At 24.7% G+C, this 19,197-nt stretch carries 17 protein-coding genes; 9 read left to right on the forward strand and 8 right to left on the reverse strand.

Translation table 11 applies throughout. The features are described 5' to 3' along the window. Nucleotides 1-155 precede the first annotated feature (155 nt). Entirely contained in the window at nt 156-1,541 is a 1,386-nt protein-coding gene (locus MBBAR_RS03350; protein WP_080459855.1) for a cation diffusion facilitator family transporter, read from the reverse strand. A 499-nt stretch (nt 1,542-2,040) separates the two neighbouring features. Here MBBAR_RS03350 and MBBAR_RS03355 point away from each other — a divergent pair, with 499 nt between their 5' ends. Together MBBAR_RS03355 and arfB are read left to right on the forward strand one after the other, a co-directional pair. After that, nucleotides 2,041-2,517 carry a DUF1947 domain-containing protein gene (locus tag MBBAR_RS03355; RefSeq protein ID WP_080459856.1) on the forward strand — a complete coding sequence of 159 codons (477 nt, stop codon included), beginning with the start codon at nt 2,041-2,043 and terminating at the stop codon, nt 2,515-2,517. Nucleotides 2,518-2,710: 193 nt separating this feature from the next. Then, nucleotides 2,711-3,406, forward strand: coding sequence for a 2-amino-5-formylamino-6-ribosylaminopyrimidin-4(3H)-one 5'-monophosphate deformylase (gene arfB / locus MBBAR_RS03360; protein ID WP_080459857.1), 696 nt, complete (start codon nt 2,711-2,713; stop codon nt 3,404-3,406). Between the two features lie 133 nt (nt 3,407-3,539). On the opposite strand, the gene MBBAR_RS03365 is transcribed toward arfB, so the two are convergent. After that, entirely contained in the window at nt 3,540-3,914 is a 375-nt protein-coding gene (locus tag MBBAR_RS03365; RefSeq protein WP_080459858.1) for a hypothetical protein, read from the reverse strand. Nucleotides 3,915-4,384: 470 nt separating this feature from the next. Here MBBAR_RS03365 and MBBAR_RS03370 point away from each other — a divergent pair, with 470 nt between their 5' ends. Continuing rightward, entirely contained in the window at nt 4,385-4,987 is a 603-nt protein-coding gene (locus MBBAR_RS03370; RefSeq protein WP_080459859.1) for a YigZ family protein, read from the forward strand. A gap of 150 nt (nt 4,988-5,137) precedes the next feature. Here the strand turns inward: MBBAR_RS03370 and MBBAR_RS03375 are convergent, their stop codons facing one another. From MBBAR_RS03375 to MBBAR_RS03395, 5 genes are all read right to left on the reverse strand, one after another. Beyond that, a complete protein-coding gene (locus MBBAR_RS03375) occupies nt 5,138-5,494 on the reverse strand; it encodes a hypothetical protein (protein ID WP_080459860.1) in 357 nt (118 codons plus the stop codon). Between the two features lie 215 nt (nt 5,495-5,709). Continuing rightward, nucleotides 5,710-7,365 (reverse strand): AMP-binding protein, encoded by a 1,656-nt coding sequence (locus MBBAR_RS03380; protein WP_080459861.1) that lies wholly within the window; start codon nt 7,363-7,365, stop codon nt 5,710-5,712. 87 nt (nt 7,366-7,452) lie between these two features. Then, entirely contained in the window at nt 7,453-7,872 is a 420-nt protein-coding gene (locus MBBAR_RS03385; protein WP_080459862.1) for an acyl-CoA thioesterase, read from the reverse strand. 334 nt (nt 7,873-8,206) lie between these two features. Further along, a complete protein-coding gene (locus tag MBBAR_RS03390) occupies nt 8,207-8,782 on the reverse strand; it encodes a helix-turn-helix domain-containing protein (protein WP_080459863.1) in 576 nt (191 codons plus the stop codon). Between the two features lie 198 nt (nt 8,783-8,980). After that, on the reverse strand, nt 8,981-9,292 hold the full coding sequence (locus MBBAR_RS03395) for a hypothetical protein (protein ID WP_080459864.1): 312 nt from the start codon (nt 9,290-9,292) through the stop codon (nt 8,981-8,983). Between the two features lie 1,039 nt (nt 9,293-10,331). Here MBBAR_RS03395 and MBBAR_RS03400 point away from each other — a divergent pair. The 3 genes from MBBAR_RS03400 to MBBAR_RS03410 all read left to right on the forward strand — a co-directional run bounded on the left by MBBAR_RS03400 (nt 10,332) and on the right by MBBAR_RS03410 (nt 15,241). Then, nucleotides 10,332-11,543 carry an ammonium transporter gene (locus tag MBBAR_RS03400; protein ID WP_080459865.1) on the forward strand — a complete coding sequence of 404 codons (1,212 nt, stop codon included), beginning with the start codon at nt 10,332-10,334 and terminating at the stop codon, nt 11,541-11,543. A gap of 147 nt (nt 11,544-11,690) precedes the next feature. Further along, entirely contained in the window at nt 11,691-12,029 is a 339-nt protein-coding gene (locus tag MBBAR_RS03405; RefSeq protein WP_080459866.1) for a P-II family nitrogen regulator, read from the forward strand. A 548-nt stretch (nt 12,030-12,577) separates the two neighbouring features. Next, nucleotides 12,578-15,241: a DUF5814 domain-containing protein gene (locus tag MBBAR_RS03410; protein ID WP_080459867.1), complete on the forward strand. Its 2,664-nt coding sequence runs from the start codon at nt 12,578-12,580 to the stop codon at nt 15,239-15,241. A gap of 566 nt (nt 15,242-15,807) precedes the next feature. On the opposite strand, the gene MBBAR_RS03415 is transcribed toward MBBAR_RS03410, so the two are convergent. Beyond that, a complete protein-coding gene (locus tag MBBAR_RS03415; protein ID WP_080459868.1) occupies nt 15,808-16,527 on the reverse strand; it encodes a DUF4012 domain-containing protein in 720 nt (239 codons plus the stop codon). A gap of 598 nt (nt 16,528-17,125) precedes the next feature. On the opposite strand from MBBAR_RS03415, the gene MBBAR_RS03420 reads away from it, so the two are divergent. The 3 genes from MBBAR_RS03420 (at nt 17,126) to MBBAR_RS10395 (ending at nt 19,184) form a co-directional block, all read left to right on the forward strand. Beyond that, the gene (locus tag MBBAR_RS03420) at nt 17,126-17,401 is read left to right on the forward strand and encodes a hypothetical protein (protein ID WP_080459869.1); all 276 of its coding nucleotides are present in this window, start codon (nt 17,126-17,128) and stop codon (nt 17,399-17,401) included. Nucleotides 17,402-17,455: 54 nt separating this feature from the next. Continuing rightward, on the forward strand, nt 17,456-17,578 hold the full coding sequence (locus MBBAR_RS10600) for a hypothetical protein (protein ID WP_263641345.1): 123 nt from the start codon (nt 17,456-17,458) through the stop codon (nt 17,576-17,578). A gap of 214 nt (nt 17,579-17,792) precedes the next feature. Next, a complete protein-coding gene (locus MBBAR_RS10395; protein ID WP_080459870.1) occupies nt 17,793-19,184 on the forward strand; it encodes a hypothetical protein in 1,392 nt (463 codons plus the stop codon). Nucleotides 19,185-19,197 lie beyond the last annotated feature (13 nt).

Consider the following 19,197-nt stretch of genomic DNA (forward strand, 5'->3'; position numbering starts at 1 on the left):
TATATTAATAAATATAATAAATTAATAATAATAAATTAGTGATAAATATAATAAATAAAAATTTTAATAATAATTTAAAAATTTAATAAATATAATAATTAAAAATTTAATAAATTAAAAATTTAAAAATTTAAAAATATTATATAATCACAAATTTAGTTTTCATTAGATAATTTAAGAAGTAAAGAATCTGAAAATTTAACATCAAAATTATTAAAATCATTTAAAATAACATCCAAATGATTTAATCCAGATTCAGTTATTTTATAAATACCTCCATCTTTTTCTAACCAATTATTATCTATCAAATGAATAATAATCTCATCAAAATTACTATTAAAATCTAAATCTTTGTTTGGTAATAAACCAAGTTCTGATATAACAGGAATATAATTATTTTTAAATGTATCATTAAAAGATTTAACTAATTCTTCTTGAGTATTAGCATCCTTATTATGAACTGAAAATAAAATCCACAACCTAAATGTTTCTAAATGATTAATATTAACATAATCACCAAATACAGTTTTATATTTAGAAAAATCAGTTTCTTCACCATCATAAGAAGATTTAGCATCTTTTAAAAGACCAAAAGCATCTCTTAAAATTCCAAATCCAATAAAAATACCTACAATTGCATCAACCCAAAAGATATTAAATAAAGATAAAACAGCTCCAAGTATAACAGCAGAACCTATAAAAATATGATTTTTAGAATCAACAGATTGAGAAATAATAGTTAAATTATTAAAAGATCTTCCTACATGACGTTGGTACACAAATAAGCCAATAGCAGATAATATAGCAATACCTTCAACTATAACAACCAAAGGTACCTGATTAATTGGGTCGACAGTATTATTTAAAATTTCAATTATCCGAGTTATAGATTCATAAACAGCACTAAATCCAGCTATAAATAACATAAATATAACAAGTATTGTACTTAGAAACTCATGATGAAACTTAATCCCAAGCCAAACAAAAAATGCAGAAATAGTATCAGTTGTTGCATCAAGACCATCCGATATTAGACCAACACTTCCACTAATAAAACCTGTAGATAATTTTAAAATAGCTAAAAAGAAATCTATGAAAATATTATTTCGAGCAACAGCATTAGTATTAAGTAAATATTTATCAATCTCTTTACTTCTTTTTTTCATTGCATTAACAAGATATTTACCCTTTTTTTGACCAAATTCAGTTAATTTATAAGTTTCATCATTTATCTTCTCAACTAAACCAAAATTAATCAAACGATTAAGGTTGTTAAGAGAACCCATTTCTCCAGCTTCAACCTCTATTATAGTTTTACTATCTACAGAATCTCTTTTAAAAAAATATCTTGTTCTTTCTACACTATCAATTATCGAATTTAAAAAAGATTTATCTTTTTCATTCCATTGTTGATACCATATCGATGAAATAAAAATAATTGTTTTATCATCAACTTGAGTTAAACTTAATGGACCTTCAACATATAAAGCCATTAAAATGAATTTATCAAAACCTACTAAAGTTTTGCCATTAATTTTCATAATAACCCCCGTATTATTATAAATTTTAAATTAATACTTTATCAACTTAATATATATAGTTGTAAAAGATTATATAAAGTTTTCTATGTATTTCAATCATATATAAATACCACATCTAAATGCAATGACAAAATAACTTATAATATAAAAACTTATAAATAACCTATATAATAAGCTTAGCTGTTTAATAAAAAATATAAAATTGTCTTTAAAAATCTAATAAAAATTCAAAAAATATCTATACTATAAAAAACTAATTATATATATAATAATAAGCAAAGAAAAAAGATTATTAATTAATTTATCATTAAATAAATCATAGATAGTAACTTTATTAAGAATTACTTAAATATCGATTAAATAATTAATTATTGATTATATACAGAATATAGTATTAGAATTGATTAAATATTAATTAAATAATTAATTATTAGTTATATACAGAATAATATTAAAAATTAATTATTATATTAATTAAATACAGAATAAGGTGTTTATTTTGAAAGTAAAACAAAGACATCATCTGAAAAAAAAGAAATTGAAAGAATTGAAAAGAGATTTAGGAGAATACTCTACAATAATTCCAAATAAATCTAGTGTAGAGTATTTAGAAGTAGATCCAAATCCTTTTATTCTTATTGATGGACAGCCATACATAATAATTATTGATGAAAAACCATTTCCAACATTGAAAGCTGCTTTAGAAAATGAAATTGGAGGAAAAAAAGTCGTTGTTGATATGGGAGCTATTAAATTTGTGACAAATGGTGCTGATATAATGAGTCCAGGAATAGTAGAAACAGATGAAAATATCAAACAAAATGATGTTGTTATAATTGTTGAAGAAACACATAAAAAACCATTAGCCATAGGTATTGCAGAAATTACTGGTGAAGAAATGGTTAATAATGATTCTGGAAAAGCTATTCAAAATATTCATTATATTGGTGATGATATTTGGAATCTTGAGATATAATTTTCTGAAACCTTGAAATATAGTAATTCTTAAATCTTAAAATATAATTATTTTGAAATCTTTAGATATAATTTTTAAATCTTGAGATATAATTTTGAAATCTTGAGATATAAATATGATTTTTTAAATTTTAAAATATAATTTTTAAATCTTAAAATATAGTTTTTAAAAGATGTTTTTAAAAGTGATAAAAATGGTAGAATTAAGATATGGTGCTGGAAATATTTTTAATAAAGATGTTCATAAAATTGGAATAATAGCACTAGGCTCACATTTAGAAAATCACGGACCTGCATTACCTATTGACACTGATGCTAAAATAGCTGCATATATAGCTTTTCAAGCTTCTTTAGAAAGCGGAGCTAAATTTTTAGGAATAATTTATCCTGCACATGAAATCGAAGAAATAAATCATGGAATACATTATACTCTTAATGAGTTAGCTGAAAATATAATAAAAACCTTAAAATCGGCTAAAAAATACTTAAATATTGAAAAAGTAATTATTGTTAATGCCCATGGTGGAAATATCCCATTATTCCAATGTTTAGATAAAATTGAAGCAGAAATTCCATTAGATATTGTAATTATTAACAATACTGTAATTGAAAATGAAGGTCCTCATGGAGGTTCTGGAGAAATATCCATGGGGAAAGTTCTTGGAATTCTTAATGAAGATGAATTACATAATCAATCCAATATTAAAGTATTTGGTGAAGTTGGATTAAGCGAATTTAAAGAGGCTAGAAAAAAAGATCCTGGAATTGAAGAAGGTGCCAGAGAAATAGAAGATAATGGAGTTTATCTTGATGTATCTTATGGAAAACAGATACTAAACTTAGCAGTGAACTCAGTTTTACTTGATGTAGAAAAATTATTAGACTACTAAAAATAAGAGTACTAATAAAAATAAGAGCATTACTAAAAAATAAGAGTACTAATAAAAATAAAAGTATTAATATTATAAATAAAATTATTAATACAATAAATAATTTATTAATATTGAAAAAAGTTGGGATTTATCATGTACCTTTTTGGTCTGTGTTAGATTCCCCATTTTCATTATTATCATCATTATTGTCTTGATTGTTATTTTGATTATTATTATTGTTTTGATTATTATTAGAACTATTATCATTATTAGAGCTAGAATCAGAATTTTTTTCTTCATTAGTAGCTTGATAATTATTAGATAAACCTGAATCCTGATTTGAATTGTTTGCAAGATCAAAACTAAAAGGATTAGAAGAATTTGTATCTCCTGAATTATTATCCAAACTAGAAAAATCTATTCCAAAAAATTCTCCAGTAGAAAACCCTACAACAGAACTAACTCCAAAGGCAACAAATGCTACTATAAATATAACAACTATATTAGCTAGCCTACTTTGACTCATAATATCACTTGAACAAAAATAACTTGATTTTAAAATCAAATTATTTTAAAATAATGTTATTAAAATAAATTTATTTTAGAAGTATTAAATTGTATTTTAAAAGTATTAAATTGAATATAATAAAATATATGTTAATTAAATAATTAATATATTAAATCAATGATACTTATAAATTAAATCATTATATAATTATATTCAATATTATTTTATTTATAACTATCCCTTAAATCAACTTAAAAATAATAATAAACTTAACAATAATAATTTATTATAATAATAGTTTAATTATTAATAATATATTTTAATAATAATTTAATCTATAAATTTTATAGACATTTAAATTTATAAGTAAATTAATAAATATTTTTTAGATTATTATTTGGCTGAAACAATAAAAACGAAAACTGATAAAAATTAGAATAATTGATAAAAATGAGAACAATTGATAAAAATTAGAATAATTGATAAAAATGAGAACAATTGATAAAAATTACAAAATAACATTAGAAATAAAAAGATCACAATTTATATGTAGAATTTTTCCTGCAAAAGATTCAAAAGAAGCAAAAGAAATTATAAACTGTATATCTGAAAAATATAAAGATGCAACACACAATTGTTCTGCATATATAGTTACTGATGATGAGGGGTATGATGATGATGGAGAACCAGGAGGAACAGCTGGAAAACCCATGCTAAACATATTAAAAAAAAACGAATTAACCAATATTGTAGCTATTGTAACAAGATATTTTGGAGGTGTGAAGCTTGGAGCAGGAGGATTAGTTAGAGCTTATGGAAAATCTGTTTTAGAAGCTATAAAAAGTTCAAAAATCATTGAAATGGAAAAATATAATATATACGAAATATTATTTGAATATTCTAATATAAAATCTATTGAAAATGAAATTAGATCTAGTAATATAAATATATTAAATAAAGAGTTTAAAGAAAAAGTAAATTTTAAAATAGCTCTTAAAACGAATGATAATATTAAATATTTTCAAGAAAAAATTAAACAAAAGGGAAAAATAAATTATCTAAAAACTGAATATCTTAATAAATTAAATTAATCTTAATAAATTAATAAAAAATAAAATCATTTTAGAAATTAAAAAAATAATAAAAAATAAAAATAACAATTAAAAAAAGAATTAAAAAAGAATTAAAAAAAGAATTAAAATAAAGAATAATTAAAAATAAAAAATCACTAATAATAGAATCTATCCAGTAGATTCTTGTCTAGAACTTCCACCATTATCAGAGCCAGAACCTGAATCTGAAACTGAATCTGAATCAGGAGGTAAAGGTTCTTCATTAGGAGTTTGTTCATTTTGTGAATCTGATTGTGAGCTTCCACTACTACCACTATAATCATTAGAACTATAACTTTGTGTTGAAACTTGAGAAGTAGTATTATTAGTAGAATTATTAGTATCCAAAGCTGTAGTATTATTAGTTTGATTTAAAGTATTTGCTGTATTAAAACCACCACTTATGAACATAATCACACCTATACCTGCAATTACAATTACTGCAATAGCAACAACTATAACCAAGGTAAGCTTATTTTCATCCATAAAATCACCTATAAAAATTATTAAAATAAATTTTGTAACTTATAACATAAATATATATAAATACAACTATATGTATTGATAATAGTATAAATAGATACCTAAAATAAATAGATATTAAAATAAGTATATTTCTAAAATAAATAGCTATCTTAAAAAAATACTTATCTTAAAAATGTCTATCTTAAAATAAATAAATTCTAAAATTATTTATATAATTACAAACTCATTTCTTTTTCTTTTTCTTTAACAAGTTTTAATCCAAGTTCACTAAGTTTAAACTTTTGAACTTTACCACTAGCAGTTAAAGGAAATTCATTAACAAAGAAAACATGTTTAGGAACTTTATATCTAGCTATATTATCTAAAGCATAATCACGAATATCTTCTTCTTCAAGACAAGATCCTTCTTCTTTAATAACAAATGCACCAACAATTTCCCCATACTTTTCATCAGCTATCCCAGCAACTTGAGCATCTTGAACACCATCTATTGTATATAAAAACTCTTCAACCTCACGAGGATATATATTTTCCCCACCTCTAATAATCATGTCTTTCTTACGACCTACAATAGAATAATATCCTTCTTCATCAACAGTAGCTAAATCTCCACTGTGTAACCATCCATCATCATCAATAACTTCTTTTGTTTTATCAGGCATTTTATAATAGCCTTTCATTACATTATAACCCCTACAACAAATTTCACCAGTTTCACCAGGTTTTAATTCGATATTTGTATCAGGATCAATTATTCTGACTTCAACATCATCAAAAGCTACACCAACAGTATTTGCCTTTCTTTCTATAGAATCATCAGCACTTGATTGTGTCATTCCAGGAGAAGATTCAGTTAAACCATAAACACTAGTTATTTCAGTCATATTCATTTTATCCATAACTTCTTTCATAGTTTCAATTGGACAAGTTGAACCTGCCATAATACCCGTCCTAAGACTAGACATATCAAACATATCAAACATTGGATGAGTTAACTCTGCAATAAACATTGTTGGAACACCATGAACAGCAGTACACTTTTCTTTTTGAATAGCAGATAAAACTAAAAGAGGATCAAAAAGTTCAACCATGACCATAGTCCCTCCATGAGTCAAAATAGCTAAAACACCTAAAACAATACCAAAACAGTGGAAAAGTGGAACAGGTATGCATAAACGATCTTCTTCAGTGAATTTCATTCTATGTCCAATACCATGACCATTATTTAAAATATTCCTATGAGTTAACATTACACCTTTAGGAAAGCCAGTTGTTCCAGAGGTATATTGCATATTAATAACCTCATTATTGTCAAGAGTAGCTTTAACTTTATTTAACTCATCATCACTTTGATGTTTACCAAGAAGCATTAACTCATTAGTGTTATACATTCCCCTATGCTTTTCTTGACCAACATATATAACAGACTTCAAATGAGGGTATTCAGAAGAATTTAATCTACCTCTAGGGTGTTTTTTTAGTTCAGGAACTAGATCATATACAGTTTTAATGTAATTAATATCACGAAAACCATCGATTATAGCTAAAGCTTTCATATCAGATTGTTTCAATATATAATCCAATTCATGGCTTTTATAAGCAGTATTAACAGTTACAAGAACTGCTCCAATTTTAGCTGTTGCAAAGAGAAAAGTTAGCCAATCAGGGACATTTTTAGCCCAAATACCAACATGATCACCTTTTTCAATACCAATTGAAAGTAGGCCTTTAGCTAACATATCAACTCTTTCATTAAATTCTTTGTATGTGAATTTTAAATCCCTATCAGGATAAACTAAAAATTCACGATCTCCTTGAGCTTCAACCTGTTTCTCAAAGAATCCCCCTATAGTTTCTTCAGAAAATACCATAAAATCACACAGTTTTTTTGTTTAGTTTAATTTTTATTATTAAATTAATTTAATTATTCTCAAAGTATTATTCAAAGTATTATTATATCAAGGTTTTCCAATTTCTGTTTCATCAATTAAATGATTTCTTAATTTTCCTTTAATTTCATTAGGAATAGGTACAGATTTCTTCTCAATAAAATCATAATGAACAATAACTGCTTTACCTTTAGATTTAAGTTCACCATTTTGCCAAGCCTCATGTCCTGTAGTAAATGAAGAGTTTCCAATTTTTAAAACATAAGTTCTAATTTCAACATCTTCTCCAAAATACATTTGAGAAACAAAATCAAATTCAGTACGAACCATTATTAATTTCCATTTCTCATAACTAAGATCCAAATCAGGAGTAAAATATCTAAAAATGCCATTTCTTCCAATTTCAAACCAGTCAGCTACAACAGTATTATTAACATGCTTTAATCCATCTATATTGCCAAATCTAGGTGTTACACAATCTTTAAACATTATTATCACTAGTTATTGTAAGTTATTTTATTATTACCATATTTATCAGTTGCCATATGTCAGCTTCTATATCTAAAATATAGGGTAAATTCATTAAAAATATCATGATTATTAAAAATATCATAATCATATTAAAATTATATTAAAATCATATTAAATAAGATTATTATGTTTAATTACTTAGTAATTATACTTATACTTAGGTACATTAATTAATATTAATTAGTATATTAACTATTATATATTAATTAATACATAATTAGTACATTAATTAATACATTAATTAGTAATTAATTAGTATATTAATTAGTATATTTATTATAATTAATTATAATTAAAAAGGAGAATAAACAACAGCTAAAATCTTAGAGACTTCACCATTATAAGAATGTAAATGATGAGGAATTATTGAATCATAGTAAATACTATCACCTTTAGATACAATAAAAGAATCTTGACCATATTTAACTTCGATTTCTCCTTCAAGAACATAGATAAACTCTTCACCTTCATGGGAAGATAAATTAAATTCTCCATCTTCTGTATGAACATCTATAATAAATGGCTCCATATATCTATCATTTTTACCTGCACCTAAAGAATGAAATTCTAAAGCACTTACATCAGTCTGATTTTCTTCACCAGAAAAATAAACAACACTATTAGTTTCACCATTTTTAACAATTAATGGACCATTTTGAGGAGCATCATCAAGGAATGTTCCTAAACGAACTCCTAAAGCTTTAGCAATCTTAGTAATTGGAGTTAAAGAAGGTACAACATCTCCATTTTCTATGCTGTTTATAAGATCTAGGCTTACATTAGTTTCTTTAGATAATTCTTCTTTTTTAATTTCTTGAGACTCTCTTAAATTCTTTATTTTAGCCCCGATTTCATTTTTATCAACCATCTTATCATCTCATCAAAATAAATTAGTTTAATTAAATAAGTCAAAGTATATTAATACAATAAATTGAATATAATGAATATATGACATAATTAATATCCAATATATTATAAATATACTATATACTATAAATATAATATAAATATAATATATAATACCATTAAATCAAATAAATCATAATAATAAATCATAATATTACTACTAATCTAAAGAAAAATTAGTTACATTTGTTATATTAGTAACATTTGTATTATTTGTATTATTTGTACTATTAGTTTTATTAGTAATATTAGTACTATTATTAACTTGAATAATTACTTGATTTGCTGTTAATGCTGTGAAATCTCCATCAGCTACTGCTATTAATTCATTACTCTCATTATTTTTAGTAATATTTAACATTCCTAAAACCAAATCACCATTAGTAAATGATGCTGCAACAGTACTTAAACCAAATGCTAAAAGAGCTATTAAGAATATAACCATAAAATTTCCTTTTTTAATTGGAGTCAATTTATCACCATTACATAAGATGTATATTGTTAAGATGTATTTTTTTTGTTAAATTTTGATATATATTACTAATTTAATAATATTAAAATATACTAATTTTATTTATATAATATTTAACTATTATCTTTAATTTTATTCTTATTAATATTTATATTTATTACATTAAACCTTAAATCTAAAATTAAATCGTAAATACTATAAAATTATAATATTATTAATTAATTTAATTAATCTAATATAATATTATTAAAAAAGTTAATTAATCAAATAATAATAATAATAATAATATAAATACTATTAATAAATTTAATATACTGATTTTCAAAAAATTCAAAATAATCTTAAATAAAATAAAAAAATAGTAATTTTAAAATAAATTTTAATAAATTTTCTTAAATTTAGTATAATTATATCAAAATTTAACAAAAATTATTAAAATATTTAATAAAGCCTTATTATTTTTATATAATATCTAAAAATTTTAATTATTATTAAAAATTTATCATAAAATCATTATAACAATTATACTTATTTTTAAATAACTTATAGGCAAAACACCAAAAAATTTATATACAAAAAGATTCAATTTAATTATATAGGAAAAGGGTTTCCTATTTCCTATAGTGAAAGTATATGAAAAAGAGATAAAATTTTATTAAATTATGATAAATATTGAGAATCAAAATGAATATTGAGAATTAAATGAATATTTAGAATCAAAATGAATATTGAGATTAAGTGAATATTAAAAAACTAAATTAAATATTTTTAATAAAGAAACTAATAAAATCATTCCTCATTGTTTTCTAGATAAAAATAGAGAAAAATCAATAAATTATATTTTAAGACCCTAATAAAATCTCACATTAAATTTAATAAAATTAAATTATCTCTTTTCTCATAGCTTCATGATTAACTTTCACTATAAAAAAAAATAAATTTAAAAATAAATTTAATAAGGTATTTACTTAATAAGGTATTTAATACCTAAAAATAACCTAAAAATAATAAAATAAATAGATAAAGAGAAATAGATAATATGGTAGATATATTGAACACAGGAGATACTGCTTGGATACTTATTTCCACAGTTTTAGTACTTTTAATGAGTATTCCAGGTATTGCCTTTTTTTATGGTGGATTAGCAAAGAAGAAAAATGTTTTAAATACAATGTTTTTAACTCTGATTGCATTTGCAATTGTAAGTATAATATGGGTAATCTATGGTTACCAATTTGCATTTGGTGCAGATATTAATGGATTGATAGGATATCCAGCAAACTTACTGATGAGTGGAATTGGTATAAATGATGTAAATGGATCAATTCCTTCAATACTGTTTGTTGCATTCCAATTAACCTTTGCAGGACTTACAGCTGCACTTATTTCAGGAGCTGTAATTGGAAGAATGAAATTCTCTGCATGGATAGCATTCATTGTTGTATGGATTAGTGCTGTATACATCCCAATTGCCCACTGGGTATGGGGTGGAGGATGGTTAATGCAAATGGGAGCACTTGATTTTGCAGGTGGAACCGTAGTTCATATATCATCAGGTATCTCTGCATTAGCTCTGGTATTAATACTTAAAAGTAGAAAAAGCAAAACATTATTACCTCATAACTTAGGATACTCAGTTCTTGGTGCAGCATTCCTTTGGTTCGGTTGGATGGGATTCAATGGAGGATCTGCTTTAACTGCAGGAGGACTTGCAGCATCAGCATTACTCGTAAGTAATATAGCAGCTGCAGTTGCACTGGTTACATGGGTATGTATTGATACAATTAAAGAAGGAAAACCAACTGTACTTGGTGCAATATCTGGTGCAATAGCCGGTCTTGTTGCTATTACCCCAGCAGCAGGATTTGTAGATGTAAGTGGAGCTATAGTTATTGGTATTGGAGCTTCAATTGCTTCATATTTCGCAATCACATACCTCAAACCACGTTTAGGATATGACGATGCATTAGATGTATTCGGAATTCACGGAATGTCTGGTATTTGGGGAGCAATAGCTACTGGAATATTTGCTGCACCGTTTATTAATGAAGCAGCAGGATTATTATATGGTAACCCCGGACAAATATCTATCCAGATAATTGCAGTCATAGCAACCATAGCTTATGCCTTTGTAGTAACTATCATAATTGCAAAAATTATTGATCTAACCATAGGATTAAGAGTAAAAGAAAAAGATGAAGTTGAAGGATTAGATACAAACCTTCATGAAGAATCTGGGTATATGTTATAACACAATGGTAAATTAAGTAATAGATTTTGCTTAATTGATGATTAAAAGATAGTTAAGTGATAATTATAAGTAAACCAAAGTCTAAGTAAAGTTAAGTAAATCAAAGGCTAAGTAAAGGTATATAAAATGATATTAAGAGGATAAAATATGAAAAGAGTTATAGCTATAATTAGACAAGAAAAGCTAGAAGATGTTAAAAGTGCTCTTGTTTCTGCTGGCTGTGAAGGTATGACTGTAAATGAAGTTAAAGGTCGTGGAAAACAGCTCGGAATCAAAGAAAGTTATAGGGGCTCAAATTATTGCATAGATTTAATACCAAAAACACGAATTGAACTTGTAATAAAAAAAGAAGACCTAGAAGAAGTTTTAAAAACAATTCAAGAATCAGCTCGAACTGGTGAAATAGGTGATGGTAAAATATTTGTTTCACCTGTAGAAGAAGTTGTAAGAATAAGAACTGGTGAGAATGGTAGAGAAGCTGTTTAAAAAATGAAAAACAAAAATGAAAAATTTGAAATTAATATTTTGACAAATATAAAAGCTAAATGGAGCTGAATAAAGTTTTGGAGCCTATCTATACAAACATTATAATATTATTAATAGTTTCTGTAATTACAGCAATTATTATTAATATTATTAATATACATGAGAAAAATTCTGTTGATAATAATAAAAATTAATAATTAATAAAACTAATAAAATTAATTAAAACTAATTTAAAAAATTAAAACTTATTTAGTTCTTATTATTAGTATTAAGATTAATATTTTATTAATATTATTAATAAAAAGAATTTTTCATCTACTTTTTATTTTTACCTATTAAAAAATTAAATATTAAAAAATAACATTTTATTATAAAATAACTAATTCTAATAAAAATTAGTAATATTCTTTCTAAAATTATATCAAATTAAAACTATAAATTAAACCATTATTTTATTAAAACATTATTTTAAAAATTTAGAAATAATATTACTAATTATAAAATAGTTTGATTAATTATATATAATCTCAAAATAAAAGATACACTTAATGATAATTCTCAAAAAAGCAAAAAAATCATGGGAAATATACCCAATTGGAAGTCCTAAAGGAGCATTAAACACAAAAAGAACTCCTGAATTTATAGGAACACTTAAATTTAAAGAAACTTCCAAAGGATTATCAATAAACAAGTTTATAGCTAAATATCCTAATGATGAAGATAAATTACTTCCTCCAGGAGAAGCTATGAAATTACTTAAAACACAAGTAGTATTTCTAGCATCAAAAGATGAAGAGATAGAAAATTTCCTTAAATCCCATGGCATAAAAACTCGTTTTACAAAAATATGTTCACACTGCACATATGAAGGAAACATAACCATAATAAACAGTAAATTTAGTTATGATTATCATAATCAATTGATTTGTAAAGTTTGTGCAGAAGATACTATAAAAAGAGAGTTAAAGTTACAAGGATATGATAAAAAATCTTATAAAAACTTCAAAAAGATTCTAAATAAAACTGGAAGCTTAAATGAAGTTTTAAAAATAATAGACCATAAATTCGATCCTTTATCAAATCCTAATTTAACCTTATTTGATGAAATCAAGGTTAAAAAAACAAAAATTCCAAAAATACCCATATTTAGACTTAAAATTCCAAAAAAGTTTAAAAAAATATTGGATGAGAATAATAACAATTATCTATTACCAATACAATATTTAGCTATAAAAAATGGGTTAATGAAGGATAAAAACTTGCTTGTTGTTTCAGCTACAGCAAGTGGAAAAACACTTGTAGGAGAATTAGCTGGAATTCCAAAAGCAATGAATGGTAAAAAATTTATATTCTTAACACCTCTTGTTGCATTAGCTAATCAGAAATATCGAGATTTTAAAAAGAAATATGAGCCTCTTGGACTTAAAGTTTCAATAAAAGTTGGAATGAATCGAGTAAAAGCAAAAGAAGAAATTAAGCTTCCAAAATCAAAAGTAAATGATGCAGATATTATCGTTGGAACCTATGAAGGAATAGACTTTTTACTTCGCTCTGGAAAATCATCAACTTTAAAAGAGTTAGGAACTGTATTGATCGATGAAATTCACACTTTAGATGATGAAGAAAGGGGAATAAGATTAAATGGGATGATAAAAAGAATAGAAAATATTTACCCTAAATCTCAAATTATAGGTTTATCTGCTACTATTAAAAACCCAAAACAACTAGCAAGTGAATTTAATATGGATTTGGTAGAATATGACCAACGCCCTGTTCCACTTAAAAGACATCTTATTTATGTAAGAAGTGATATAGAAAAAAGAAACCTAATTAGAAAGCTAATTTTAAGAGAATATAATAATAAATCTTCAAAAGGATTTCCAGGTCAAACAATAGTATTTACAAACTCCAGAAGGAAAACTCATCAAATTTCTGATTATTTAACAAAAAAAAGGATTAAATCAGCAGCATATCATGGAGGATTATCATACTTTAAAAAAGAAAGAATTGAAAAAGATTTTGCAAATGGAAAAATATCAACAGTTGTAACAACAGCAGCACTTGCAGCAGGAGTTGATTTTCCTGCTTCCCAAGTAATATTTGAAACATTAATAATGGGAAACAAGTGGATTTCACCAAATGAATTTTCACAAATGATTGGAAGAGCAGGTAGACCAACTTATCATGATAGAGGAGTAGTATATTTACTACCAGAAATAGCTAATAAGTTTGATAATGAAAGTGAAGAATCAGTAGCTATTTCACTTTTAGAAAGTGATGTTGAAAATGTACATATAGAATATAGTGAAGAAGAGTTATTAGAACAAGTATTAGCAGACGTATGCTCTCATTCTTTAAAAGATATTGAAACTATTCACAGCTTCTATAAAAATATAAAAATACCAATTGATTTAGAAATGACTATTAATGAGCTATATGATAAAAAGCTGATTAGAATAATAAATAAAAATAATAAAGAAGAAGTAATTCCTACTAAATATGGAAAAGCTGTTTCAATGTCCTTCTTATCAGTACAAGAAGGGAGTATTATAAAAAAATCATTACAAAAATTAAATCAAACCTTGAAAAAAGAAAATAAGAATATAATTAAAATTAATAGTTCAAAGAATAGTAAAAAATCTGAAAATGAAAAAGCTAAAAATGAAAGATATAAAAATGGAATATCTAAAAATAAACAAAACAAAAAAATAGATATTAATAAAGAAATAATTAATATAGCTATTCAATTAGAATATTTTGAAAACGCTTATCTTTCACCAGTTGTTCATAAACAGATTGTAAATGCAATAAAAACAAACTTTTCAACAAGATTATTTTCAGATTCAACTTTAGATATAATCTCCTCTGGAGAAACCATAGATAAATTAGATAAAAAGTTTCAAGAAGCACTTTTAAAAATTCAAGTAGATTTTTTAAGATGTGAATGTAAAGATAAACCGTTTTGTGATTGTTTACAAAAAGAAATCTCTAATTTTATTATCAATGAAAGACTAAAACAAAAGGATCCTACTGATATTTCAAGGAAATTATTAAGAACTTATCAAATCCAAACATACCCTGGAGATATATTCTCATGGTTAGATAATTTTGTGAGAAATTTAGAAGCTATTGAAAGAATAGCTAATGCATATTCACAGAAAAAACCTCTTGAAACAGCAAAAAAATTAATAAAAAGGATTGAGAGAGGATAAGAATATAATAAATAATATAATAAAACTAGTATATAAATATTTGTAATGAATCATCTCTATATAGATCTAATAAAAAATGAAAACAAAATAGATCAATGAAAAAAAAGGAAACTAAGATAAAATAAGGAGTTAAAGATAGAATAGAGTAAAATCAGCTAAAAAGTTAGAAATAAAGATTATATGAATATAAACAGCACAAAAACACCTACAATAAAATCTTGTAAACATTAAAGACAATACTCAATATTTCTAATCTTAAGATCAATGGTTTTAAATACCTCCAAACCCTTTATTTTATATTTTTTTACTTAAATTAAATAATTTAAATCTGTTTTCATAAAATAAAGCTATAATTATAAGTTTAAATAGTAAAAATTTAGCATTTAGTTATTGTTTTAATTTTTAACAAATTTATTTTCTACAAAAATCAGTATTTTTCATGAAAAAGATATTTTGAGGATTATAGTCTAATTTAAAAGAATATAAAACTTTTTATTAAAACTTATATACAAATGAAGTTAGCCTATTGAAAACTAACTCATTTGTAAAAGTTTTAGTTTTTTAGCTCATATAACGTTTTCAATACCTTTTGTACCCATTAAACCAATGAAAGATCCTTTAGGAGTCATCAAAATATTTCCTTTAGAATATTCACTTAAAGCTGTTTGAATCATTGTATTTCTTTTATCTGGATCTGTAGCAGCTTGTGAAAGCGCTTTAACTAGTACCATCACCGAATCTCCTCTTGACATAGTTCCTGTAATTTCACTACTCCTACCATTATAACCTGCATAGTTGTCGTTTTCTCTCACAATATCTGTTGCACTGAGATTGGTTTCTACTCCATCAATTTTAAGTGGTCTAATAGAATCTATAACTGAATCTAATCCTTTATCATAGATGACTACTACAGCATCAGCATGCATTCCAGTATTTGATTCTACAATTTCTTTTGCATACTCCATACCTTGTTCTGGGTCATTCCACAGAGAATCATGAAGAAGCATTTTTCCTTGAAGATTACCTGGTGCCGGCTGTGTAGGATGCTCCTTTCCTCCAGGATATATAGGAGTATAATTTTTTATACTTCCATTTTCCAATTTAACCATAAACGCCATGTCTACACCGCCACCTGGCTGTTCATCTTTGTCACTAGCCAATACCAATATATTTTTATTGCCTAAAGACAAATCAGGACCACTTAAAAAGGTACCCCATGCTACAGCTAATATTCCAATAGCACTTACAATTGCAATTGCTATAATAAGCTTATTTTTCCTTTCCATGTTACCTTACCTACCTAAAAATAGTAAATTTAAAAATCGCTTTCTTTTGTTTATTTATTTTTTATTTTTTTATTTTTAATTTGCTTTTTCAGAATGATTTCTCTTATTATATCAGATTACAATAAAAGAAATTGCTTCATAGGACAAATAACATAATTTTATCCTAATATTTTTAAAAATAAACTATTTAAAAAGTAATTATTGAATAAGTAAGTAATTTAAAATATGATTTAATTATATTTGAATATTACTTACAATACTTAATAAGTCTTCATTAAATATAAATTTTTTTATAGTATTTATAGAATCATGGAATAAGAAACCATAGCTCAATAATTTTACCTACTATCCAACAATAGTATGTAGACATATCTAAAGTTTCTTTATCTAATTAATTTTAAAAAAATATTAATAAATAAATATCATTAGATAAGAGCAGCTAAAAAACCCTAAAATACTTTAACATTTCAATTATTTTGTAAAAATTTTAAAAACGAATATTAAAACGAATATTAAATTTATAATTAAAGAAAAATCTGAAATCGCAGCTAGTTCTATTTATCATCATTACAAAAATAAGGACGCTATTTTATCCTATATGATACAAAGATACTTTGTAGAAAAAATCACAGAATTAAAAAATCTTTGTTATGAATTTGAAGGTTCATTTATTGAAAAATTAAGATTTATATATTATCGATCAATAGGTATTGATATTCAGAATAATGAAAAACCTATTAGAAAAATAAATGGTGAAACAATTGATTATAAAAAATACTATTTAATGCTTAATAGTATTTATCATCAACATCCAGAATATAGAGATTTATTTGATAATATGACTCATACTGTAATTAAAATTTTTAAAGAGTAAGTTGATGAATTTATATATAAAAAAGAATTAGATATTAACATTAGTCCAAATAAGATGGCTTTATTTCTTTTTACCAATATTAAAGGATTTATAAACTTATGGATGACTCTATCTGATAGTGATGTAGATGAGATTATAGATGCTAATCTTGAAGCTATAAAACAAACAATAAATTAACTCTTTAAATTTTATTTTCTTTTTATTAAGAATTTTTGATAATACTTTTATAGTTATGAGTATATGAAAAAAGTATAATATTATTATTTATTAATCATTTAAACTATATTTAAATATGTTTATAGTTTATATAATCCTATTTTTTGTAATAAAAACTTTATATATTAGTAACAACCAATATCCATATAATTTATTATAATGGAGGTGAAAAAGAGTGATATTTAAAAAATTAAACTTATTCTTGATAATTTTATTTGTTTTTTGTTTTTGTTTGACTTCAGTTTCAGCAGCTGAAACTACAATTAATAATTCTACTGCTGGAGGAATTAATGGAGCAATAACAAACGATTCAAGTGACACAATAATTCTTGATCCAGGTGTCTATTCTGGAAATAACAATACTCAGATAATTATTAACAAATCAGTTACAATTAAAGGAAACGGCCCATCAAATACTGTTATAATTGATGGAGATAATATAAATAGATTATTCAATGTTACAGGCACTGGAACTTTAATATTAATCAACATCACATTAAAAGATGGTTTTTCAGGCGTAACTGGATTGGGAGGGGCTATTTCTAGTCTAGGTACAGTCACTATGAGTGATTGTGTTTTAACTGGTAATCAAGCAGGATTTTATGGAGGAGCTATTTATAATAATGGTATACTCAATGTAAACAATTGTGTGTTCGATGAAAACTATGCTTCTCAAGGAGGATCTATTTTCAATCACATATTTGGAAGAAGCTATATCAGTAATTCAATTTTTACAAATGGAATTGCTGATGATGGTGGAGCAATTGCTAACTTTGGGAATATGAGTATTATAAATTCAACATTCATTAATAATACTGCTGATTATGGAGGAGCTATAATATCTCAATGGAGACTTTCTATTATAGGATCTATATTTAGGAATAATACTGCTCAAATTGGTGGAGCTATAGCTTCAGGTCTAAATAGTACATTGGATATAAGTTATTCTATATTAGTTGATAATAAGGATAGTCAGAATTTTACTATTTCTAATTATGGTAATTCTACTGCTGATTATAATTGGTGGGGTTCTAATAATCCTGTTAATGTAACCAATTTTGATCTAGGTAATTATTTCACTATGATTTTAAATACTAGTGTTTTGAATAATACTTTAGAAATTGGAGATATATTACATTATAATTATTATTTTGTACTTAATGGTACAAACAATAACGCCAATGCAGGCTTATATTTCCCATACTTTGAAGTAGATATATTTAAAAATGGTGTTTTGATTGATACTATTGATGGTAGAAATAGCCAGTCTTTAACTACTGAGTTGGATTCTAAAGTTTCAAACTTCTCAACTACGTTAGATTATGAAACTCAAGGTTTTACTATACTAGCTACTGAACCAATACCACCAGTACCACCAGTACCACCAGTACCACCAGTACCACCAGTACCACCAGTACTGCCTGAGCCTCCTGAACCTAATAATAATACTAATAATACAAGTAATAATCCAGTAGCTAATGCTACTATGAAAGAAACAGGAATACCAATAATTACCATAATTTTAGTGCTTTTAGCTAGTTTAGGACTAATTACTAGAAAAAAATAATAATCTAAACATT

Source organism: Methanobrevibacter arboriphilus JCM 13429 = DSM 1125 (assembly GCF_002072215.1).
Taxonomy (GTDB): domain Archaea; phylum Methanobacteriota; class Methanobacteria; order Methanobacteriales; family Methanobacteriaceae; genus Methanobinarius; species Methanobinarius arboriphilicus.